Raw genomic sequence first — 20588 nt, forward strand, 5'->3', positions numbered from 1 at the left:
TACGTCTACTGTCGTCCGCCCGCTCATGGCTGCATCCCCGTAGTCATCGTCGAGAACCGTTGGCCACGCTCAGGTTAGTCGACCGGTGCCAACCGGGGCGACCCGTTCCCGATCGCCCTCCACATCGGAGCGTGTGCCGCCTCATCCGCCCTGCGCGGCGGCACTGCCGGCCGGTGCGGGCGCGGACGGCCCGGCGCCACCCGCCCGGGCACCCGGGTCGAACTGGGCCATCGCGTCGTCCTTGACCAGGGTCGGGCCGGTCGGCACCAGGGCCAGCAGCGACGCCGGTACCGCGAGCGGCGTCACCCCGCCGTAGCCGAGTGCGATCTGGGCGTTGGGCCCGAGCGGGTAGCGGACCCCCTGCGGCGTGATCAGGTAGACCGTCGACCCGGCCGCCGCCCTGCCGCTCTCCCCGGCCCCGGCCTGGGCCAGCACGCCCTTGCCGCCCGGCAGCAGCACGCTCTCCGCGGTCGCCACCGCGTCCCGGCCGCCCTGCCGCGCGGCGACCCCCCGGGTCCCGGTCAGCTCGGCCGGCGGCTGGTCGAAGACCTCCAGCGTCGTGGTCGGCGGCTGGTCCGCCCCGGCCGACCGGTACGTGACGCAGAGCACCGACCGCCCGGCCCGCACCTCGTGCAGCGCGGGCAGCCGCTGCGGCAGGCCGTCGGCGTCCAGCCGCTGGTCGGTCAGGAGCTGGCCGGCCTGGTCCGGGGTGATGTCGGTGATCTGCCCGCCGTCGCCGAGCAGCAGCAGCGCGGTCATCTCCTTGACCGGCGCCAACCCGCGCCGGGTGAGCACGTAGTACTGGTCGGCGGCGCGGAAGACCTGGCCGATCCGGGCCGGCCGGTCGCCCACCGACACGCCGCTGGAGCCGCCGTACCCCTCGATGCTCGGCTTGCGCAGCTCCGGCCCGACCGGCACCGCGTTGAGCAGCTGCTGGCCCACCGTGGCGGTGGGTGCGCCGGCCATCTTCAACGCGACCAGGGCCTGCTCGTCACCGGCCACCCGCAGCTGCCGCCCGGCGGTGAGCAGGTACCGGGTGCCGTTCACCCGGACCAGCACCGCACGGTCACTGAGCGGGGTGCCACCCGGCAGCGGGGTGTCGAGCACCAGCCGGGTGGTGGACCGCTGCGGGTCGGCCGGATCCGGCACGTCGCACACCGACCAGGGGAACCGCACCAGGGCGTCCGGATCCGGCAGGTCGTCCGGCGCGCCCACGATGCCGACGGCCGTGCCGCGCGGGCGGTCCTTCAGGGAGGCCCGCGACATGGTGCGTTCCTCGGGATCGGCCGTGTCCAGGGCGAGCCGGGCCGACGCGTAGTTCAGCGTCGGGTGCAGCTTGCCCTCGGCGAAGACGTACGTCGCGCCGGTCTCCCGCTCGATCACCAGCGTGTTCGCCTCCAGCGGCGCCGCGTTCCCGGTGAACTGCCCGTACGCGCCCACCCCGCCGAGCACCACGGCGGCCGCGATGACGCTGCCGAACACCGCCATGCCGAGCCGGCGCATCGGCAGGTCGCTGGTCTCCGGATCGCCGGAGAGCAGCGCGGAGACGATGCGGCGGGTGACGAAGCGGTACGCCTGCACCTGATCGCGGCGGGTCCGCATGACTAACCTCCGGCAGGGGTGGATCCCACGGCGATCAGGTCCGAACTCCGCCGCGGGCTTCCCTACGATAAGGGGCCGTCGGGGGTTCACCGGGACCCCGCCCGCCCCCGGGCCCGTACCGCACCGGCGGATGCCCAGGAAGTCCAGAAGGGACGCTCAGCGATGACGCAGGTCCAGGCCCCACCCGGCCGTCCGGCCACCGCCCCGGTCACCCCGGACGACCGTCCGGTCACCCCGGCCGACCGCCGGCGGCGGGGCCGGCTCGGCCCGGTCGTGGTCGGTCAGCTGGTGGTGCTGGAGTGCGCCGCGCTCGGCGTGTGGTTCGCCACCGGCGGACCGGTCTGGCTGCTGCCGGTCGTCGGGGTGCTGGCGCTGCTCGCGGTGGTCGCCGCGTTCGCCCGGCGCGGCGGCCGGTGGTGGTACGAGGACCTGACGCTGCGCCGCCGGCTGCGCCGCCGCCGGGACCGGTCCCGGGGCGCGGCGCCGGCCGGTGACCCGCGGCTGGGCGCGCTCGCCCCGGAGCTGACCGTCGTCGAGCTGACCGAGCGCGGCACCCGGATGGGCGTCGGGCAGGACGAGCGCGGCTGGTTCGCCGCGATGGCGCTGACCGGCCGGCCGGGCACCCCCGTCGGCTCGATCGAGGCGGCGGTGGTGGACCGGGCGCTCGCGGTGCTGGCCGACTTCGCCGGGCCGGTCACCCAGACCCAGGTGGTGTCGCACACCCTGGTCTGGTACCCGGCGCCCGGCGCACCGCCGGCCGCGCACCGGACCGTCTGGGTGGCGCTGCGGCTCTCCGTGTCGGACGCCCGGGACGAGGCGGTGACCCGGGGCGGCGGGCTGCGCGGCGTGCACCGTACCGTCGCCGCCGGCATGGGCCGGCTCGGCAAGGCGCTGAACGCGGCCGGGCTGGGCCACCGGGTCCTCGACCGGGCCGAGCTGCACGCGGCGGTGGTCTCCGCGGCCGGGCTCGACCTGGCCCCGCAGTCCCCGGTGGAGAACTGGACCAGCCTCAGCGGGGGCGGCTGGACGCAGCGGTGCCTGGCCCTGCGGCTGCGCCCGAACGGATCGCTGGGCGGCCTGATCGACGCGGTGACGGCCACCTCCGCGCCGTCGCACACGGTCGCGGCCCTGGTGCTGCCCGGTGGTCGCCGGGTGCCCCCGCTGCTGCGCGTCGCGGCGATGGACGGCCACGCCGCCGCGCTGGTGAAGGTCGTCCGGGACGTGGCCAAGCGGTGCGGTGTGCCGGCCCGCCCGCTCGACGGGCAGCACGGGCCGGGCGTCTACGCCACCGCGCCGGTGGCCACCGCGATGGGCACGGTCACGGTCGAAGGTTGACGATCCAGCCGTAGAGGCCGCAGACCCAGACGGCCAACGGCACCAGGGCGACGATCAGCAGGATCTCGACGATGTCCAGGGTGCGTCCCCAGACCGGCGAGATCCGCTTGCCCGCCACGCTCAGCCCGTAGATCAGGCTGATCACGGCGGCGACCAGGAGGCCGCCCAGGACGAGGCCGAGCCGGACCGGGAACGACCCGGCGCCGAAGGTCGCCGCGGCGGCCAACCCGAGCCCGACGGTGCCGGCGAGCAGCACCGGGGTGCGCTGGGCCCGGCCGATGAAGGGGCGGGCCCGCAGCAGCGAGAGCAGGGCCAGGACCAGGCAGAGCAGCACCGACGGCAGCCGGCCGTCGACGGCCAGCACCAGCTCGCCGCCGAGGACCAGCAGCGCGACGGTCCACAGCAGACCGGTCAGGAACGAGTCGGCCCGCTCGCTGTTGCGCAGTACCTGCGGCCCGTCCACCGCCTCGGTGTCGCTCTTCAGGTCGTCCGGGCCGGTCGGGATCGACGGCACCGGCAGCCGGGCCAGCCGGTAGGCGATCATCGGCAGCGCCGGCAGGGCGGCGAACGCGACCGTCGCGACCACCGCCGCCGCGGCGGCCGGGCCGGTGCCGAAGGCGAGGCAGAGCACCGCCCCGATGCCGACGGCGACGCCGACCGCGACCGCGCCGAGGAAGAGCGGCAGCCGGTCGCCGACGGCCAGCGCGGCGACCGCGCCGAAGAGCACCACCGCGGTCGCGGCCATCAGCACGTGCGGGCTGGCCAGGTCGGCCAGCTTCCGGTCCCCGGCGAGGACCAGCAGGCCACCGACGGCCGCGTAGCCCAGCCCGGCCACCGCGAGCACGGCACCGGTCCGGCTGTCGCCCGCCGCCCGGGACACCACCGCCGCGCCGACCAGCAGCGCGAGCGCCACCACCAGCGCGGCCAGCGCGCCGGGCAGCTGCGGCGGGCCGGTGAAGAGCGCCGCCACCGCGCCGGCCGCCAGGGCCGCCCCGGCGAAGAGCACCGCGAACGACCGGGTGGTGCCGACCTGCCAGGTGCCGGGACGCTGGTTGGTGGCGGTGGCCACCGCGTCCACCACGTCGTCGAAGACGATCTCGGGTGCGGCGGCGGCGCGGGGGTTGAAGTAGAGCACCTCGCCGTCGCGGACGCCGAGCTGCGCGGCCGTGCGGCCACCGTCCAGCGGCGGGCCGCCGAGCCGGGCCAGGCTCCACCCGCCGTGGCGTACGCCCTCGTCGGCGAGGTCCTCGCCGGCGTAGCGCAGCAGGGTGGGCAGCAGATCGGCCAGCGGTACGTCCGACGGCAGCGCCAGATCCATCCTGGTCCGGGGCGCCACGATGGTGATCCGGCTCAGTCCGCCGGTCGCCGTCTTCGTCGCCACTGTGGCCTCCTCGTGCTCGCCTACGATCCACCTCGGCCGGTGGCGTCGCCCCCACGGGTCCACGACGCCTCCGGGAGATTACCTACGATGGCGGTCGCACAGGTTGCCCACCCGGCGTCCCGGGGGAGTTGGCAGACCACGATCAGGGCCGCTTCTGGGGAGGAGAACCCTTGAGCACGGTGGTGTTCCGCAGGCTTCCGCGTCAACCGGGGCCCGCGCTGCCGCGCGGTGAGGTGTTGCTGGAGTCCCCGCCCGAGCTGCCCGAGCAGCAGGCCAAGGGCATGGGCCAGGTGCTGATGATCCTGCCGATGCTCTGCGGCGTCGGCGCGATGGCGTTCCTCTACGCCGGTCGTCCCGGCAGCAGCACCATGACGTACGTGGCCGGCGGCCTCTTCGGCATCTCCATGCTCGGCATGGCGATCGGCACGATGGGCGGCGGCAACAACGACAAGGCGGAGCTAAACGCCCAGCGGCGTGACTACATGCGCTACCTGGCCCAGATGCGCAAGCGCACCCGGCGGGCCGCCGAGCAGCAGCGGGCCGCGATGACCTGGCGGCACCCGGAGCCGGACGCGCTCTGGTCGATCGCCGCCTCCCGCCGCCTGTGGGAGCGGCGGATCACCGAGGACGACTTCGCCGAGGCCCGGATCGCGCTCGGTCCGCAGCGGCTGGCCGTGGAGATCGTGCCCCCGGAGACCAAGCCGGTGGAGGACCTGGAGCCGATGAGCGCGATCGCGCTGCGCCGGTTCGTCCGGGCCCACTCCAGCGTGCCGGACCTGCCCACCGCGCTGTCGCTGCGCGCGTTCAGCCGGGTCGCGCTGCGCGGCGAGCGCGAGGCGGTGCTCGGCCTGGCCCGGGCCACGGTGGGGCAGTTGGTCACCTTCCACGCCCCCGACGACCTGATCGTCGCGGTGGTGGCCGCACCCGACCGGCAGCCGGTGTGGGACTGGGTGAAGTGGCTGCCGCACGCCCAGTACCAGGGGCGTACGGACGCGGCCGGGGCGCGCCGGCTGGTCTTCTCCAGCCTGGCCGAGGCGGAGCACGCGCTCGGCAACGAGCTGGGCGGCCGCCCCCGGTTCGCCCCGGAGGCGAAGCCGCTCACCACCGCGCCGCACGTGGTGGTGGTCCTCGACGGCGGCGAGGTCTCGCCCACCTGCGCGCTCACCGGGCCGGGCCTGCTCGGCGCCACGGTGGTCGACCTCTCCGGCGCGGTGCCGCGGGACGCCGGTCGCTGGCTGCTCTGCCTCGACGCCGGGGACGGCAGCGGGCTGGACCTGGTCCGGGGCACCGCGACCTCCCGGCTCGGCCGGCCGGACCAGCTCAGTCTGACCGCAGCCGAGGGCCTGGCCCGGCAGCTCGCCCCCTACCGGCTCTCCCAGCAGCAGGGGGCCAGCACCGAGGAGCCGTTGGCCCGCAGCATGGAGCTGCCCGACCTGCTCGGCATCGGCGACGCGGCGGCGGTGGACGTCCGGCAGACCTGGCGGCCGCGCAGCCAGCGGGACCGGCTGCGCATCCCGCTGGGCGTCGGGCCGGACGGCAACGTGGTCGAGCTGGACTTCAAGGAATCCGCGCACGAGGGCATGGGCCCGCACGGCCTGGTCATCGGCGCGACCGGTTCGGGCAAGTCCGAGCTGCTGCGGACGGTGGTGGGGGCGTTGGCCGTCACCCACTCGTCCGAGGAGCTCAACTTCGTCCTGGTCGACTTCAAGGGTGGTGCCACCTTCGCCTCGCTGGACGCGTTGCCGCACACCAGCGCGGTGATCACCAACCTCTCCGACGAGCTGCCCCTGGTCGACCGGATGCGCGACGCCCTGGCCGGCGAGATGAACCGGCGGCAGGAGGTGCTGCGGGCGGCCGGCAACTACGTCTCCCGGTACGACTACGAGAAGGCCCGGGCGGCCGGCGAACCGCTGGACCCGATGCCCAGCCTGCTGATCATCTGTGACGAGTTCAGCGAGCTGCTCGCCGCGAAGCCCGACTTCATCGACCTGTTCGTCATGATCGGCCGGCTCGGCCGGTCGCTCGGCGTGCACCTGCTGCTGGCCAGCCAGCGGTTGGAGGAGGGCAAGCTGCGCGGCCTCGACACCCACCTGTCGTACCGGATCGGTCTGCGGACCTTCTCGGCGGTGGAGAGCCGGATCGTGCTCGGCGTGCCGGACGCGTACGAGCTGCCGAGCGCGCCCGGTCACGGTTACCTGAAGACCGACACCGCCACCATGCTCCGCTTCCGCGCCGCGTACGTCTCCGGCCCGTACCGGGCCCCCGGGCAGGTGCAGCGCTCGGTCCGGGCACAGGTGCAGCGGCGGATCGTGCCGTACGGCATCGACTACGTGCCGGTGCCGGCGCTGCCCGCCCCGGTGGAGGCCGCGCCCGAGCCGGAGCAGGGCGGCGACGGCAAGGCCGTGGCGATGCTGGACGTGCTGATCGACCGGCTCAAGGGGCAGGGCCGCCCGGCGCACCAGGTCTGGCTGCCGCCGCTGGCCGAGCCGTCCGGGCTGGCCGAGCTGATGCCGCCGCTGACGGTGCACCCGACCCTCGGCCTGACCACCGCCGACTGGCCGGGACGGGGCCGGCTCGCGGTGCCGGTCGGCATCGTGGACCGCCCGTACGAGCAGCGGCGCGACCCGATGATGGTCGACCTGGCCGGCGCGGGCGGCAACGTGGTCATCGTCGGCGCCTCGCTCAGTGGCAAGAGCACCATGCTGCGCTCGATGCTGGCCTCGCTGGCGCTCACCCACACCCCGCGCGAGGTGCAGTTCTTCTGCCTCGACTTCGGTGGTGGCGCGCTGCGCAGCCTGGAGGGGCTGCCGCACACCTCCGGGGTGGCCGGGCGGCGGGACACCGAGGCGGTCCGGCGGACCATCGCCGAGGTGGTCGCGATCATCGACGACCGGGAGAACCGGTTCACCCAGCACGGCATCGACTCGGTGGCCAGCTACCGCCGGCGCCGGGCGGCCGGCGAGTTCGCCGACGACCCGTTCGGCGACATCTTCCTCGTGGTGGACGGCTGGAACACGCTGCGCCAGGAGTACGAGGAGCTGGAGCAGACCATCACCAACCTGGCCAACCGGGGCCTGGGCTTCGGCGTGCACGTGGTGATCACCGCGGTGCGCTGGGCGGAGATCCGGATCAACATGCGCGACCTGCTCGGCACGAAGCTGGAGCTGCGGCTCGGTGACCCGGCCGAGTCGGAGATCGACCGGCGGGCGGCGCAGAACGTGCCGGTCGGCTCGCCCGGCCGCGGCCTGACCCGCGACAAGCTGCACTTCCTCACCGCGATCTCGCGGATCGACGGCAAGCGCGACCTGGAGGACCTGACCGAGGCGTCGATCGCGCTGGCCCGGCACGTGGCCGCCAACTGGCCGGGCCGCCCGGCCCCGAAGGTGCGGCTGCTGCCGCGCAAGCTGCCGGTCACCGAGCTGGCGAAGGTGGTCGACCGGTCCGCGCCGGGCATCCCGATCGGCGTCAACGAGGCGGCCCTCGCCCCGGTCCACCTGGACCTGGCGACCGAGCCGCACCTGACGGTCTTCGGCGACGCCGAGTGCGGCAAGACGAACCTGCTGCGACTGATCGCCCGGGGCATCGCCGAGCGGTACACCCCGGCGCAGGCCCGGCTGGTGATCGCCGACTACCGGCGCGGCCTGCTGGGTGCGGTGGAGGGCGACCACCTGCTCGACTACGCACCGTCCAACCAGGTGTTCAGCCAGGGCCTCGGCTCGATCCGGGCCGCCCTGCAGAACCGGCTGCCCGGCCCGGACGTGACCACCGCCCAGTTGCGCGACCGGAGCTGGTGGAAGGGGCCGGACCTGTACATCCTGGTCGACGACTACGACCTGGTCGCGTCGGGCGGCAACAACCCGCTCAGCGCGCTGCACGAGCTGCTGCCGCAGGCGCGGGACATCGGCCTGCACCTGATCGTCACCCGGCGCGTGGGCGGCGTGGCGCGGGCCCTCTACGAGCCGGTGCTCCAGCGGCTGCGCGAGCTGGACTCGCCGGGCCTGCTGATGTCGGGCAGCCGGGAGGAGGGCGCGGTCTTCGGCACCCTGCGGCCGAGCCCGCAGCCGCCGGGCCGGGGCACGCTGGTGCGCCGTCGGGACGGTCAGCAGCTCATCCAGACCGCGTGGACCGAGCCGGGGTGAGCCGACCGTCCACCTCGTACGGTCGGGGTCGGGAAGCCTTGTGCCCCCTGGCCTGCGCCGACGGTGCGGCCCGGAAGCAGGGCTGCGCGGGCTGGACGTCGTCCGCTACGGTTCGGTGGAAGTGTCCGTCGGTGGGGTGTGTACGCCTTGCCGCGGGGGAGGGGCGCGGCGGATCCGCCGCCACGAAGATGACGGAAGGGTGTGAAGCATGGCGTTCGAGGTCAGTGCAGCGACTCTGCACACCGCCGCGAGTGACGTGCGGTCCACGCGCGGTGACGTCGACGGTGAGCTGAAGAAGCTGTGGAACGTCGTCGACGACCTGGCAATGGCCTGGAAGGGCCAGGCGTCGACCGGTTTCCAGTCGCTCATGACGCGTTGGAGCGAGGACACCAACAAGCTGCTGACGGCGATGGACAACATCGCCGACCTGCTCGACAAGTCGGGGACGACCCACCAGGTCAACGACGAAGAGCAGCAGCAGATGCTGGACAAGTTCCACGCAGCTCTCAACCCGTGATCCGCGAAGACAGGCAAAGGAGGAACTAGATGAGCATCAAGGTTGACTACGCCGTTCTCGAGAGCAGCAACCAGCAGATGCAGGCCATCTCGCGGACCATCGACGAGAAGCTGGACACGCTGCGCTCGATGCTGACCAAGCTGGAGTGGGAGGGCCAGGACCGGGCCGCCTACGAGCAGCACCAGGCTCAGTGGGACGCCGCCGTTCGGGACATCAACAAGATCCTGAACGACATCGGCAGCGCGGTCGGCATCGCTCGCGAGAACTACATGTCCACCGAGATGAGCAACTCCAAGGTGTGGGGTAACTGATCTGATCGGTGGCTGCGGCTCCGCTCCGGCTCCGGCCGGACCGGAGCCGCACTGCTTTTCCGGGCCCGTGGGTGCGGAGCCGGGGCGCCGCGGCGGTTTCAGGCGTCCAGCGGGGTGGAGCGGCGGCCGGGGCGCCAGCCGCGCCGACGGCCCAGCGCCAGCACCGGCCGCAGCGCCAGCAGCACGCCGGCCAGCACGGCACCCACCACGGCGACCCAGATGGCCACGCTCCGCTGCCAGGCCAGCGGATCGGCCGGCGGGACCGGCTCGGGCATCGCGCCGAGCGGCGGGTTCGACCGGGTGCCGAGCAGGCTGGTCACCGCCCGGTACGGGTCGACCATCCCGTACCCGACGTCGGCGTTGTGCCCGTCGGGCGGGTTGTCGGCGGTCCGGGTGAGCCGGTACTCGACCTGCTCGGGGGTGAGTTCCGGGTGCGCGGCGCGGATCAACGCGGCCACCCCGGAGACGTACGCGGTGGCGAAGCTGGTGCCGCCCTGCGGCTCGTAGAGGTAGCCGGAGCCGCCGGGGGCCGGGCCGACGATGTTCAGCCCGGGCGCGCCGATGTCCACGTAGTCACCGCTGACCGAGCTGCCGACGTGGTGGCCCTGCTCGTCGATGCCGGCGACGGCGATCACCCCGTCGTAGACGGCCGGGTAGCCGGGGCGGTCCTCCCGGTTCTCCTGCCGGTTGCCGGCGGCGGCCACCAGCACGACCCCCTTGTCGAGGGCGTACCCGACCGCGCGCTTCAGCTGGTCGTCGTCCAGGGTGACCAGGGACAGGTTGATCACGTCGGCGCCGTGGTCGACGGCCCACCGGATGGCCTGGCCGATCTGCGCCGGCACCCCCGGGTCGAAGTTCTCCTTGTTCTCCGCCAGCACGCGTACCGGCAGGATCTTCGCCTCCGGCGCGATCCCGCTGTACGGCACGCCGGTGCCCTCCCGGCCGGCGATGATGCCGGCGATCAGGGTGCCGTGACCGACCTGGTCGCACTGGCCCTGGGCCTGTGGCGAGTTGTTGAAGTCCGCCCCGGGCAGCACCCGGCCGCGCAGCAGCGGGTGGACGGCCGAGACGCCGGAGTCGATCACCGCGACGGTGATCCCCCTGCCCTTGGTGACCTGCCAGACCGCGGACGGGTCGAGGCGCTGCCAGGCCCAGGTCGCCTCGGTGGGGGCGGGGTTGCCGGGCGGGCCGCACTTCGGGGCCGCCGCGGCGGGGGCGGGCGCCACCAGGACGGTGCCGAGCAGCGCCGCGACCGTGCCACAAAGGAGGGACCGGAACCGGTGCCCGGTACCGGCGTTCAACGTCGTCCCGTCCGACCGCAAGCTGTCGCGCACGCGGTGAGACTACCGTCGCGCCGGTCGTCGTGCGGTGACGGGAGCGACGGCCGGCGTCACTCCTCGGCGGGCTTGTCGGCCGATTCCTCGGTGAAGAGCGCGAGCAGGGCACCGACCTGCTGGTCGGCCTCGGCCGGGTGCCGGAAGTGGCCGCTGGGGTTGACGGTGTACTCGTTGCGCCGGCCGACCCGGGTCCGCCGCAGGTAACCGCCGGCCTCCAGGTCCGCGACGATCGCCTGGGCGGCGCGTTCGGTCACGCCCACCTCGTCGGCCACGTCGCGCAGGCGCGCGGTGGGATTGCGCGCGATCGCCAGCAGGACATGACCGTGGTTGGTGAGGAAGGTCCAGTTCCGGGCGCTCCCGTTCTCACCTGCTGTCGTCGCCATGGTGGCCATGGTATGGCCCGCGCCGGCAGCGGTCCGCCCTGCCCTGCTCCGGGCGCCGCCGGTCAAGATCCGGCGGACGTATGAAACGCGTATCACGTATCCCTTGACGGGCCTTCAGCTGCGTGTGAACGTGGTCGACGAGGCCGCCTGTGCCGCCGGCCGGGTTCATCAGGCCGTCTGCGCCAGGACGAGGGGACCATCAGTGACGCCGAACACTCCCGACCAGGCCCTCGCCGAGTTGTACGCCGGCAACCGCCGGTTCGTCACCGGTGTGCCGCACCATCCCAACCAGGACGCCGGGCACCGGACCGCGGTCGCCGACGGCCAGCACCCCTTCGCGGTGATCGTCGGCTGCTCCGACTCCCGGCTGGCCGCCGAGATCATCTTCGACCGCGGCCTGGGCGACCTCTTCGTGGTGCGTACCGCGGGGCACACCGTGGGCCCGGAGGTGCTCGGCAGCGTCGAGTACGCGGTCACCGTGCTCGGCACCCCCCTGGTGGTGGTGCTCGGGCACGACTCGTGCGGCGCGATCCAGGCGGCCCGCGACTCGGTCAGCACCGGCACGTCCCCCGCCGGGCACCTCGGCGCGCTGGTCGACGCCGTCGCGCCCAGCCTGCTCCGGGCCGCCCGGGACGGGATCGTGGACGCCGACGGGATCCTCGACGTGCACATCGCGCAGACCGTGGAGCACATGCTGGCCCGCTCCTCCGTGCTCGCCGACCGGGTCGCCGCCGGCGACTGCGCGGTGGTGGGCATGTCGTACCGACTGGCCAAGGGCGAGGTGCGCACGGTGGCCCAGGTGCCCGACCACCCGCTGCCCGCGCCGGCCGCTCCGGCCGACGCGGCGCCCGCCGCCCTCGCCGGGTGAGCGACCCCCGACCCCACGGAGAAGGGGCCGTCCCGCGTGCGCGCGGAACGGCCCCTTCTCGCGGGTACGGCTACAGCAGTGACATGTGCACGTGGTCGGTGTGGTTCGACGGTCCGCTGTACGACTTCCAGCCGGTGGCCGGGAACCAGATCTGCCGGTTCCAGATCACGTAGTAGATGCCCAGCCGGTCGGCGTTGCGGATGAGGAAGGCGGCGAGGTTGTTGCCGTACATCCGGGTGTCGTTGTTGTGCCAGGGTGAGAAGCCGCTGTTCTGCAACGACCAGTCACAGGCCCGACCCTTCGGGTGCTCCCACGGCCCACCCGGCCGGTAGCAGCCGGCGAAGCGCTTGAAGCCGGCCCGCCGCACCTCCTTGTACGCGTGCAGCGTGCGCGGCGTGATGCAGCCCGAGGTGGTCGGGTCGTCCTCGCTGCACGACTCCGCCCGCCAGTCGCCGTCGGCGGTACGCCCCGGACCGATCCGGGCCACCGGCGAGGTGGCGTTGACCAGGCCACCGGTGAAGCCCAGCCCGCCGACCAGCTTCAGCGCCTTCTCGGTGGTGACCTTCTCCCGGGCCATGTCGTTGGTCAGCTTCGTCTGCTCGCGCACCTCGGCGTCGAGCGCGAGCTTGGCCTGCACGGCGCGGTTCTTGGCGGCGGTGACCCGGGCCAGCTTCTGCGCGTTCACCATGTTCAGCTCGTCCAGCACCGCGGCCCGCTTCACGAACGAGTCGGGCGTCCGGCTCTCCAGCAGCATCGTCATCGCGCCCATCCGGCCGGTCCGGTAGGACTGCGCCGCGATCGCGCTGACCTGCGGGGCGAGGGCGTCCAGTTCCTGCTGCGCCGCCTGGACCTCCTTGCCGAGCTGGAGCTGGCGCTGCTTCGACTTGTCCAGCTTCACCTTCGCCTGGAGGAAGTTCCGGTTCGCCTCGGCGATGGCGTCGGTGATCAGCTGCGGTTCGTCGTCCTCCTCGTGCCCCGAGGGGGTGGGGGTGCTGGGCGCGGCCAGCGCCGGGGTGGGACCGGCAACGATGGCGAACGCGGCGAGCACGGCCACCACAGGTGTCAACCAGCGGCGCAGGGGTGCCGTCACAGTCTTCCCTTCCGTCGACCGCCGACCGGGTTAGCTGTCGGGTTCGGGACGGAAGTGGTCCCTACCGCTGGCGCGGATTCACCCCGGGTACCTGGTTCCCCGGCTCGCCCGTGGGCGATTGGGCGGTGGCACCGCTGGCGCCGCTGCGCGCCTTCGGCGGTGACCGGCAGCGAGGTTACCCGAGAGTCCCTCCGGGGATCTACGTCCCCAAGCCGACCAGAAGCCCTATTTCGTCGCCACCCCGCGTGACCAGCGTCGCGTTTGGATCCGGTCGTCACGCTGCGCAGTGTCACCATGCCGGGTCCGTGGTCCCCGCCGGCCCCCGCCGGCCGCCCAACGCGTCGAGCACCTCGTGCCGCTCGACTGCCGGCCGGGGCGGGGCGGGGGTCGCCGGGTCGGCCCCGCCCCGGCGGCCGGCGGTGGTCACCAGCGCCGCCAGTCCGGTGGTCAGCGGCACGGCAGCGATCAGGCCGAGGGTGGCCACCGTGCTGCGGACGATCTCCTGCGCCATGAACTCGCTGGTGAGGATCTGGCCGACCGGCCGCGCGTCGGCGACCAGCAGGAGCAGCAGCGGCAACGAGGCGCCCGCGTACGCCAGCACGATGGTGTTGACCGTGGAGGCGATGTGCGCCCGGCCCACCCGGGTCGCCGCCCGGTAGAGCTGCACCCGGGACAGCCCGGGGTTGGCGTGCGCCAGTTCGGTGACCGTGGCCGCCTGGGTCACCGTGACGTCGTCCAGTACGCCCAACGAGCCGATGATGATCCCGGCGAGCAGCAACCCGTGCAGGTCCACGTCCTGCTGGAACATCGAGAGCGTGGTGGCGTCCTCGTTGCCGAAGCCGGTCAGGTGGGTGGCGGCGGTGGCGAGGGTGCCGAGCACCCCGGTGAGCACCAGGCTGCCCAACGTGCCGAGCACCGCGACCGAGGTCTGCGCGGTGATCCCGTGGGTGAGATACAGCACCACGAACATGATCAGTGCCGCGCCCACGATGGCCACCAGCAGTGGCGACCCGCCCGCGCCGATCCCCGGCAGCACGAAGCCGAGCAGGATGGCGAAGCTGGCGACCAACCCGCCCAGCGCGGCCAGCCCCCGCCAGCGGCCGAAGGCCACGATGGCGACGGCGAAGAGCGCGGCCAGCCAGATCAGCGGGGTGCCGCGCTGGTGCTCGGCGATGTGGTAGCTCTTCGCCGAAGGGTCCGCCGGGTCCGTCAGCTCGACCAGGACGATCTCGTCACCGACCTCGACCCGCGGCGCGCCCGGCCCCGACGGCAGTGGCGTCTCGACCCGGCGGCCGGCGTCCGGCCCCTGCTCGGCGGTGACGGTCACCGTGCCGCACGGCCCGGCGGCGCCGCCCGGCGTGCCCTCCGGCGCCTCCGGAACCGCCGGGCACGGCTCGGTGACCACCCGGGCCACGGTGCCCTCGTAGCGCGGTACCTGCGCGCCGCCGCTCACCTCCGGGGTGTCCCGCGGCCAGAGCACCAGCGCGGCGACCACGGTGAGCGCGAAGAGCGGCAGCACCGTCGCGAGGAGCAGCCGTCGCACCCCCGGCGGGGCGGACGGAGCGGGACGGGTGTGGTCGGCGCCCATGGCGTGTCTCCCAACGATTCACGGCGGGATACGTCTCACCGGACCCCGGTTCGGCCCACCCCCGACCGGTCCGGCTGCCCGCGCGCGAACGGCAGGCCGGGATCGCCGGCATGGTAGCCAGACACCCTGAGAACTCCGCTCGGTCGCGGCCCCGCCCGCACCGCCCCGGCGGGATTGATCATGAAATTATGGCCCGGGAACGCGCTTCCCTGTGACAACAACTTCATGATCACCCGGTGCCCGGTGCCCGGTGCCCGGTGCCCGGTGCCCGGTGCCCGGTGCCCGGTGCCCGGTGCCCGGTGCCCGGTGCCCGGTGCCCGGTGCCCGCGCGGGGCGGCGGGGTGGCGGGTTTGCGGTGGGGTGGGTGGGGTGCCGGTTACGGTGGTCATCGTGGTGGCGGAGGCAGCGGTGACGGGGCGGCTCGTCCGGCTCCTGCTGCTGTTCTGCACCCTGGTCGGACTGACCGCGATGCACACCCTCGGCCACGGCGCGCACGCCCCGGCCGACCACCCGGCGCACGTCCGGACCGGCCACGCGGCCGACCGGCACCCGGCCGTGGTTCCCCCGGCGATGGAACCGATGAGCGACTGTGCCGGGGACGGCTGCCGGGCGCGTCTGCTCCCACTCGGGGAGGCCGGTGGCGCGCCGTCGGGGTGGGACGTCTGCCTGGCGGTGCTCGGCGCGTTCGCCGTCGCGCTGCTGGTGGCCGGCCTGCTGCGGTCGTGTGCGCGGAGCGCCGGCCACCATCCGGGTGGACCGGCCGGTCGCGTCGTCGGCCCGCGTGCCCCACCACCCCGGCGGTACGGGCTGCGGCTGGCCACGGTGTCGGTGCTGCGCACGTAGGAGCCCCGGCGCGGGTGTACCGGGAGGACCGGTGACCCGCGTTTCCGCTCGCTGCGTACGTACGCCCGACACCGAAAGGTTCTCATCGTGATCACTCGTACCCTCGCGCGCCGGACCGCCCTGGCCGGTGCGGCCGTCACCGTTGCCCTCGCCCTGGCCGGCTGCGGTGGCGACCACTCCATGTCCGGCTCCGGTCACGGCATGACCGGGGCCACCGCGACGCCCGCCACCGGGGCGTCCGCCTCGTTCGGCGACGCGGACGTGATGTTCGCCCAGATGATGGTCCCGCACCACCGGCAGGCCGTGGAGATGGCGGAGCTGGCCGGGACGCGGGCCGCCGACCCCGAGTTGAAGGCGCTGGCCGGGCGGATCAAGGATGCCCAGGCGCCCGAGATCGCGACCATGACCGGCTGGCTGACCGCCTGGGGCCGGCCGGTGCCCTCGGCGAGCGGCGGCCACGGCATGCCGGGAATGGGCCACGGCATGCCCGGGATGATGTCCGACGCCGATCTGACCAGGCTCGCCGCGGCGTCCGGCGCGGACTTCGACCGGCAGTTCCTGACCATGATGATCGCGCACCACGAGGGCGCGCTCACGATGGCGAAGGACGAGCTGGCCCGAGGCCTCGACGCGGAGGTGAAGGCGCTCGCCCAGCGGATCGTCACCACCCAGCAGGACGAGATCGACACCATGCGCGAGATGCTGGGCCGGCTCTGAGCAGGTCGCCGGGCGCCCGGGGCCGTTCCGCTGCCCGGGCGCCCGGCGGCACCTCCGCTGCGGCCCGGCACGCGACGGGTGGTCGCGGGTCGGCCCGCGGCGGGTGGTCGCGGGGCCGGCACCGGCCGGGGGTCGGGGCCGGCCGGGGGTCGGGGCCGGGCCGAGGCGGGTCAAGTCAGGCCGACCCGCCGCCGCCGGTACTCCTCCTCGTCGATCTCGCCGCGGGCGTACCGCTCGTCGAGGATGCGGCGGGCCGCGGAGGGGGCGAACCCGGCGCGTCCGCCTTCGGTGAGGCGGAACACCAGCCAGACCAGCCCGGCCAGCACCACCAGCCCCAGCAGGGACCAGATCCACATCGCGCCCATCATCGGGCCGTTCCACATCATCGCCGCTGCCCTCCTGTCCGTACCCGAGGGTCGGCCGGTCCGGCGCGGCGGTGGCGCCGGCCCCGGTCGCCACCTCGACCGTACGTCCGGGGTTGCTTCTCCGGACCGGGCCGAGCGACCCCCTCGGGGGGTCGGAGGTCCCTGGTCAGCCCCGCTTCATCAGCCGGCCGACGGCGGCCATCATCTCGGTGGCCATCTCGTCGGCGCGGCCCTCGACGGCACCCTCGTGCATGCAGTGCCGGGCGTGCCCGTCGAGCAGGCCGAGGCCGACCTTGTCCAGGGCGGCCTGGATGGCGGAGATCTGGGTCAGCACGTCGATGCAGTAGCGGTCGTCCTCGACCATCTTCTCGATCCCGCGGACCTGGCCCTCGATGCGGCGCAGCCGCGCGAGCAGTTGGTCCTTGCTGGCGGTGTAGCCCCGGGTCGGGTGCGTCGGTGCGGTCATGACGTCGAGGATAGCTTACCCCTCGGGGGTATGGTACGGTCCGTTCCCGTGACCGATACCCCCACCGGGTAGCGGTACGATGAAGCGGTAGGAGAGGAGACGGACGATGGTCACCACCACGTACCAGGTGCAGGGCATGACCTGCGGGCACTGCGTCAACTCGGTCAGCACCGAGGTGGGCGCGATCCCGGGCGTCACCGACGTCCAGGTCGACCTGGCCTCCGGCCGGGTCACCGTCACCAGCGACAACCCGCTGGAGCAGGAGACCGTCCGGGCCGCCGTCGACGAGGCCGGCTACGACCTCGTCGGGGCGTGACGGGAGGCACCCCGATGAACACGGCGACGAAGCTGAGCGGCTTCGCCCTCGGCCTCGCGGCGGTGTTCGGCACGGCGTACGGGGTCGGTCACCTGACCGATCCCGTCACCCCGGCCGCCGGGACCCGCCACGACGCCACCGACGCCGGGCACGCCGGCAGCGCGACCGGCCACGGGGACGGTGCTCCCGGGGCCGCCGCCGCGCACCTGCCCGGCGGGCTGCTGGTCTCCGACCGTGGCTACACCCTGCAACCGGTGACCGCGGCCACCGGTGAGTTCGCCTTCCGGATCACCGGCCCGGACGGGCGTCCGGTCACCCGCTACGACGTGGCGCACGACAAGCGCATGCACCTGATCGTCGCCCGCCGCGACCTCTCCGGCTTTCGGCACGTCCACCCCGAGCTGGCCGCCGACGGCACCTGGCGGGTCGCCTCACCGCTCGCCGGGCCGGGCGCCTGGCGGGCGTACGCCGACTTCACCCCGACCGGCGGGGAGCCGCTGACCCTCGGGGTCGACGTGACCGTCCCCGGCACACTGGCCGAGCGGCCGCTGCCGGCCCCCGCCACCAGCACCACCGTCGACGGGTACACCGTCACCCTGACCGGCGCTCCGGAGCCGGGCCGGTCCAGCCGACTCACCCTGACCGTCAGCCGGGACGGGCGACCGGTCACCGACCTCCAGCCCTACCTCGGCGCGTACGGGCACCTGGTGGCGCTGCGCCGGGGCGACCTGGCGTACCTGCACGTGCACCCGGAGGGCGCGCCCGGCGACGGGCGGACCCCGGCCGGGCCGGCGGTCACCTTCTCCGCCGAGGTGCCCTCGGTCGGCACCTACCGCCTCTACCTGGACTTCCGGCACGGCGACGCCGTGCACACCGCGGAGTTCACCGTCGTGGCCGGCCCGCAGCCGCCCGCGCCGGCCCCCGCCGTGCCGACGACCGCCACCACCACGCCGACGACCACCGGCGTGCCGACCACCACCACCGCGCCGACCCCGGAGGCCGACCACGGCAGCCCGGGTCACGGACACAGCTGACCGGAGGTGCCGCGATGACCTCGACCGCCAAGTCCCTGCCGGTCGCGCCGAACACGATCGAACTCGCGATCGGCGGCATGACCTGCGCCTCCTGCGCCGCCCGGATCGAGAAGAAGCTCAACCGGATGGACGGCGTCGAGGCGACCGTCAACTACGCCACCGAGAAGGCCAGCGTCCGGTACGCCGACGAGGTCACCCCGGCCGACCTGATCGCGACCGTGGAGAAGACCGGCTACACGGCGGTCGTCCCGCCCCCGCCCGCGCAGGCGGCCGAGGCGACCGCCGAGCCGGTCGACGAGCTGCGCGGGCTGCGTACCCGGCTGTGGGTGTCGGTGGCGCTGGCCGTGCCGGTGATCCTGCTGGCCATGGTGCCGGCCTGGCAGTTCGATCACTGGCAGTGGGCGTCGCTGACGCTGGCCGCCCCGGTGGTGGTCTACGGCGGGCTGCCGTTCCACCGGGCCGCCTGGATCAACCTGCGGCACGGCGCGGCCACCATGGACACCCTGGTGTCGCTCGGCACCCTCGCCGCGTTCGGCTGGTCGCTCTGGGCGCTCTTCCTCGGCGACGCCGGGATGCCCGGGATGACGCACCCGTTCCGGTTCGACATCACCCGCACCGACGGCGCCGGCAACATCTACCTGGAGGCGGCCGCCGGGGTGACCGTCTTCATCCTCGCCGGCCGCTACTTCGAGGCCCGCTCCAAGCGCACCGCCGGCGCCGCGCTGCGCGCCCTGCTGGAGCTGGGCGCCAAGGAGGTCGCGGTGCTGCGCGGCGGCCGGGAGACCCGGATCCCGGTGGACCAGCTCGTGGTGGGGGATCGGTTCGTGGTCCGTCCCGGCGAGAAGGTCGCCACCGACGGGGTGGTCGAGGACGGCACCTCGGCCGTCGACGCCAGCATGCTCACCGGCGAGTCGGTGCCGGTCGAGGTCGGGCCGGGCGACACCGTGGTCGGGGCCACCGTCAACGCCGGCGGCCGGCTGGTCGTCCGGGCCACCCGGGTCGGCGGGGACACCCAGCTCGCCCAGATGGCGAAGCTGGTGGAGGCGGCGCAGACCGGCAAGGCGGCCGTGCAGCGGCTCGCCGACCGGATCTCCGGGGTCTTCGTGCCGATCGTGATCGCCCTGGCCGTCGGCACCCTGGGCTGGTGGCTCGGCACCGGGGCCGGACCGACCGCCGCGTTCACCGCCGCGGTGGCCGTACTGATCATCGCCTGCCCCTGTGCCCTCGGCCTGGCCACCCCGACCGCGCTGCTGGTCGGCACGGGGCGGGGCGCCCAGCTCGGGATCCTGATCAAGGGCCCGGAGGTGCTGGAGTCGACCCGGCAGGTCGACACCGTGGTGCTGGACAAGACGGGCACCGTCACCACCGGCCGGATGACCCTGGTCGGCGTGCACCCGGCCCCCGGTCAGGACGCCGACGAGCTGCTCCGGCTGGCCGGCGCGCTGGAGGCGGCCAGTGAGCACCCGATCGCCCGGGCGATCGCCGCCGGCGCGGCCGAGGCCGGTCCGCTGCCCCCGGTCACCGGCTTCGCGAACACCGAAGGGCTCGGCGTGACCGGGTCGGTCGACGGCCGCGACCTGGTGGTCGGGCGGCTCCGGCTGCTGCGCGAGCGGGGTCTCGACGTACCCGAGGAGGTCGTGCGGGCGGCGACCGACGCGGAGCGGGCCGGGCGGACGGCGGTCCTGGCCGGCTGGGACGGCCGGGCCCGGGGCGTGCTCGCGGTGGCCGACGTGGTCAAGCCGACCAGCGCCGCCGCCGTCGCCCGGCTGCGCGAGCTGGGACTGACCCCGGTGCTGCTGACCGGCGACAACACGACCGTCGCGCAGGCGGTGGCCGCCGAGGTCGGCATCGACCGGGTGATCGCCGAGGTGCTGCCGGCCGACAAGGTCGCGGTGGTCGAGCGGCTCCAGGCCGAGGGGCGGACGGTCGCCATGGTCGGCGACGGGATCAACGACGCCCCCGCACTGGCCCGGGCCGACCTGGGGCTGGCCATGGGCACCGGCACCGACGTGGCGATCGAGGCGTCCGACCTGACCCTGGTCCGGGGCGACCTGATGGCGGCGGTGGACGCGATCCGACTGTCCCGGCGCACCCTGCGGATCATCAAGGGGAACCTGTTCTGGGCCTTCGCGTACAACGTGGCGGCCCTGCCGCTGGCCGCCGCCGGCCTGCTCAACCCGATGATCGCCGGGGCCGCGATGGCCTTCTCCTCGGTCTTCGTGGTGGCCAACAGTCTGCGGCTGCGGCGCTTCCGCCCGCTCGGCTGACGGATCGCTGTGTTGACCCTGAGTGAAAT

The 20588-nt window shown here is 74.2% G+C and carries 18 protein-coding genes and 1 riboswitch; of the genes, 10 read left to right on the forward strand and 8 right to left on the reverse strand.

What is annotated here, in order from left to right:
- Positions 1-141: 141 nt before the first annotated feature.
- Positions 142-1602, reverse strand: a complete 1461-nt coding sequence (gene eccB / locus GA0070611_RS25250) for a type VII secretion protein EccB (protein WP_091669322.1) — start codon at positions 1600-1602, stop codon at positions 142-144.
- 162 nt (positions 1603-1764) lie between these two features.
- Here eccB and GA0070611_RS25255 point away from each other — a divergent pair, with 162 nt between their 5' ends.
- Positions 1765-2937, forward strand: a complete 1173-nt coding sequence (locus tag GA0070611_RS25255; RefSeq protein WP_091669325.1) for a type VII secretion protein EccE — start codon at positions 1765-1767, stop codon at positions 2935-2937.
- On the opposite strand, the gene eccD is transcribed toward GA0070611_RS25255, so the two are convergent.
- Positions 2921-4318 carry a type VII secretion integral membrane protein EccD gene (gene eccD / locus GA0070611_RS25260; RefSeq protein ID WP_091669328.1) on the reverse strand — a complete coding sequence of 466 codons (1398 nt, stop codon included), beginning with the start codon at positions 4316-4318 and terminating at the stop codon, positions 2921-2923. The two genes, GA0070611_RS25255 and eccD, sit on opposite strands and share 17 nt — an antisense overlap.
- Positions 4319-4488: 170 nt before the next feature.
- Here eccD and eccCa point away from each other — a divergent pair, with 170 nt between their 5' ends.
- The 3 genes from eccCa (at position 4489) to GA0070611_RS25275 (ending at position 9285) form a co-directional block, all read left to right on the forward strand.
- A complete protein-coding gene (gene eccCa / locus GA0070611_RS25265; protein WP_091669331.1) occupies positions 4489-8457 on the forward strand; it encodes a type VII secretion protein EccCa in 3969 nt (1322 codons plus the stop codon).
- Between the two features lie 208 nt (positions 8458-8665).
- A complete protein-coding gene (locus GA0070611_RS25270) occupies positions 8666-8974 on the forward strand; it encodes a WXG100 family type VII secretion target (protein ID WP_091669334.1) in 309 nt (102 codons plus the stop codon).
- 29 nt (positions 8975-9003) lie between these two features.
- The gene (locus GA0070611_RS25275; protein ID WP_091669339.1) at positions 9004-9285 is read left to right on the forward strand and encodes a WXG100 family type VII secretion target; all 282 of its coding nucleotides are present in this window, start codon (positions 9004-9006) and stop codon (positions 9283-9285) included.
- A gap of 98 nt (positions 9286-9383) precedes the next feature.
- On the opposite strand, the gene mycP is transcribed toward GA0070611_RS25275, so the two are convergent.
- Both mycP and GA0070611_RS25285 read right to left on the reverse strand, forming a co-directional pair.
- Positions 9384-10619 (reverse strand): type VII secretion-associated serine protease mycosin, encoded by a 1236-nt coding sequence (mycP, locus tag GA0070611_RS25280; RefSeq protein ID WP_231921215.1) that lies wholly within the window; start codon positions 10617-10619, stop codon positions 9384-9386.
- A 56-nt stretch (positions 10620-10675) separates the two neighbouring features.
- Positions 10676-11014, reverse strand: a complete 339-nt coding sequence (locus GA0070611_RS25285; RefSeq protein WP_091669344.1) for a helix-turn-helix transcriptional regulator — start codon at positions 11012-11014, stop codon at positions 10676-10678.
- A gap of 193 nt (positions 11015-11207) precedes the next feature.
- Between GA0070611_RS25285 and GA0070611_RS25290 the strand changes: the two genes are divergently transcribed.
- Positions 11208-11873, forward strand: a complete 666-nt coding sequence (locus GA0070611_RS25290) for a carbonic anhydrase (RefSeq protein WP_091669349.1) — start codon at positions 11208-11210, stop codon at positions 11871-11873.
- A gap of 70 nt (positions 11874-11943) precedes the next feature.
- Here the strand turns inward: GA0070611_RS25290 and GA0070611_RS25295 are convergent, their stop codons facing one another.
- Complete coding sequence (locus GA0070611_RS25295) at positions 11944-12963, reverse strand: coiled-coil domain-containing protein (RefSeq protein ID WP_091669353.1); 1020 nt, start codon at positions 12961-12963, stop codon at positions 11944-11946.
- A gap of 4 nt (positions 12964-12967) precedes the next feature.
- Positions 12968-13098, reverse strand: a riboswitch (cyclic di-AMP (ydaO/yuaA leader).
- Positions 13099-13252: 154 nt separating this feature from the next.
- Positions 13253-14551 carry a YibE/F family protein gene (locus GA0070611_RS25300; RefSeq protein ID WP_091669357.1) on the reverse strand — a complete coding sequence of 433 codons (1299 nt, stop codon included), beginning with the start codon at positions 14549-14551 and terminating at the stop codon, positions 13253-13255.
- A gap of 369 nt (positions 14552-14920) precedes the next feature.
- On the opposite strand from GA0070611_RS25300, the gene GA0070611_RS25305 reads away from it, so the two are divergent.
- Together GA0070611_RS25305 and GA0070611_RS25310 are read left to right on the forward strand one after the other, a co-directional pair.
- Positions 14921-15394, forward strand: coding sequence for a DUF6153 family protein (locus GA0070611_RS25305; protein WP_157740385.1), 474 nt, complete (start codon positions 14921-14923; stop codon positions 15392-15394).
- Positions 15395-15481: 87 nt separating this feature from the next.
- On the forward strand, positions 15482-16111 hold the full coding sequence (locus tag GA0070611_RS25310; protein WP_331715310.1) for a DUF305 domain-containing protein: 630 nt from the start codon (positions 15482-15484) through the stop codon (positions 16109-16111).
- 170 nt (positions 16112-16281) lie between these two features.
- Here the strand turns inward: GA0070611_RS25310 and GA0070611_RS25315 are convergent, their stop codons facing one another.
- Positions 16282-16467: an SHOCT domain-containing protein gene (locus GA0070611_RS25315; RefSeq protein WP_231921216.1), complete on the reverse strand. Its 186-nt coding sequence runs from the start codon at positions 16465-16467 to the stop codon at positions 16282-16284.
- A gap of 175 nt (positions 16468-16642) precedes the next feature.
- Entirely contained in the window at positions 16643-16942 is a 300-nt protein-coding gene (locus tag GA0070611_RS25320) for a metal-sensitive transcriptional regulator (protein WP_091669369.1), read from the reverse strand.
- Positions 16943-17048: 106 nt separating this feature from the next.
- Here GA0070611_RS25320 and GA0070611_RS25325 point away from each other — a divergent pair, with 106 nt between their 5' ends.
- Genes GA0070611_RS25325 through GA0070611_RS25335 form a run of 3 tightly spaced genes read left to right on the forward strand, consistent with a single transcriptional unit; the run spans position 17049 to position 20559 of the window.
- Positions 17049-17258, forward strand: coding sequence for a heavy-metal-associated domain-containing protein (locus tag GA0070611_RS25325; protein ID WP_091669373.1), 210 nt, complete (start codon positions 17049-17051; stop codon positions 17256-17258).
- Between the two features lie 14 nt (positions 17259-17272).
- Positions 17273-18292 (forward strand): hypothetical protein, encoded by a 1020-nt coding sequence (locus GA0070611_RS25330; RefSeq protein WP_091669378.1) that lies wholly within the window; start codon positions 17273-17275, stop codon positions 18290-18292.
- A 14-nt stretch (positions 18293-18306) separates the two neighbouring features.
- Positions 18307-20559 (forward strand): heavy metal translocating P-type ATPase, encoded by a 2253-nt coding sequence (locus GA0070611_RS25335; protein ID WP_091669381.1) that lies wholly within the window; start codon positions 18307-18309, stop codon positions 20557-20559.
- The last annotated feature ends 29 nt before the right edge of the window (positions 20560-20588 follow it).

Source organism: Micromonospora auratinigra (assembly GCF_900089595.1).
In the GTDB taxonomy this organism is placed as follows: Bacteria; Actinomycetota; Actinomycetes; order Mycobacteriales; family Micromonosporaceae; genus Micromonospora; species Micromonospora auratinigra.

What these genes read in the sequence shown, in the direction of transcription:
- eccB (WP_091669322.1), bottom strand. Translation starts at nt 1,602, where the DNA reads ATGCGGACCCGCCGCGATCAGGTGCAGGCGTACCGCTTCGTCACCCGC.
- GA0070611_RS25320 (WP_091669369.1), bottom strand. Translation starts at nt 16,942, where the DNA reads ATGACCGCACCGACGCACCCGACCCGGGGCTACACCGCCAGCAAGGAC.
- GA0070611_RS25335 (WP_091669381.1), top strand. Translation starts at nt 18,307, where the DNA reads ATGACCTCGACCGCCAAGTCCCTGCCGGTCGCGCCGAACACGATCGAA.
- GA0070611_RS25315 (WP_231921216.1), bottom strand. Translation starts at nt 16,467, where the DNA reads ATGTGGATCTGGTCCCTGCTGGGGCTGGTGGTGCTGGCCGGGCTGGTC.
- GA0070611_RS25300 (WP_091669357.1), bottom strand. Translation starts at nt 14,551, where the DNA reads ATGGGCGCCGACCACACCCGTCCCGCTCCGTCCGCCCCGCCGGGGGTG.
- GA0070611_RS25270 (WP_091669334.1), top strand. Translation starts at nt 8,666, where the DNA reads ATGGCGTTCGAGGTCAGTGCAGCGACTCTGCACACCGCCGCGAGTGAC.
- GA0070611_RS25255 (WP_091669325.1), top strand. Translation starts at nt 1,765, where the DNA reads ATGACGCAGGTCCAGGCCCCACCCGGCCGTCCGGCCACCGCCCCGGTC.
- GA0070611_RS25275 (WP_091669339.1), top strand. Translation starts at nt 9,004, where the DNA reads ATGAGCATCAAGGTTGACTACGCCGTTCTCGAGAGCAGCAACCAGCAG.
- GA0070611_RS25330 (WP_091669378.1), top strand. Translation starts at nt 17,273, where the DNA reads ATGAACACGGCGACGAAGCTGAGCGGCTTCGCCCTCGGCCTCGCGGCG.
- GA0070611_RS25325 (WP_091669373.1), top strand. Translation starts at nt 17,049, where the DNA reads ATGGTCACCACCACGTACCAGGTGCAGGGCATGACCTGCGGGCACTGC.
- GA0070611_RS25285 (WP_091669344.1), bottom strand. Translation starts at nt 11,014, where the DNA reads ATGGCCACCATGGCGACGACAGCAGGTGAGAACGGGAGCGCCCGGAAC.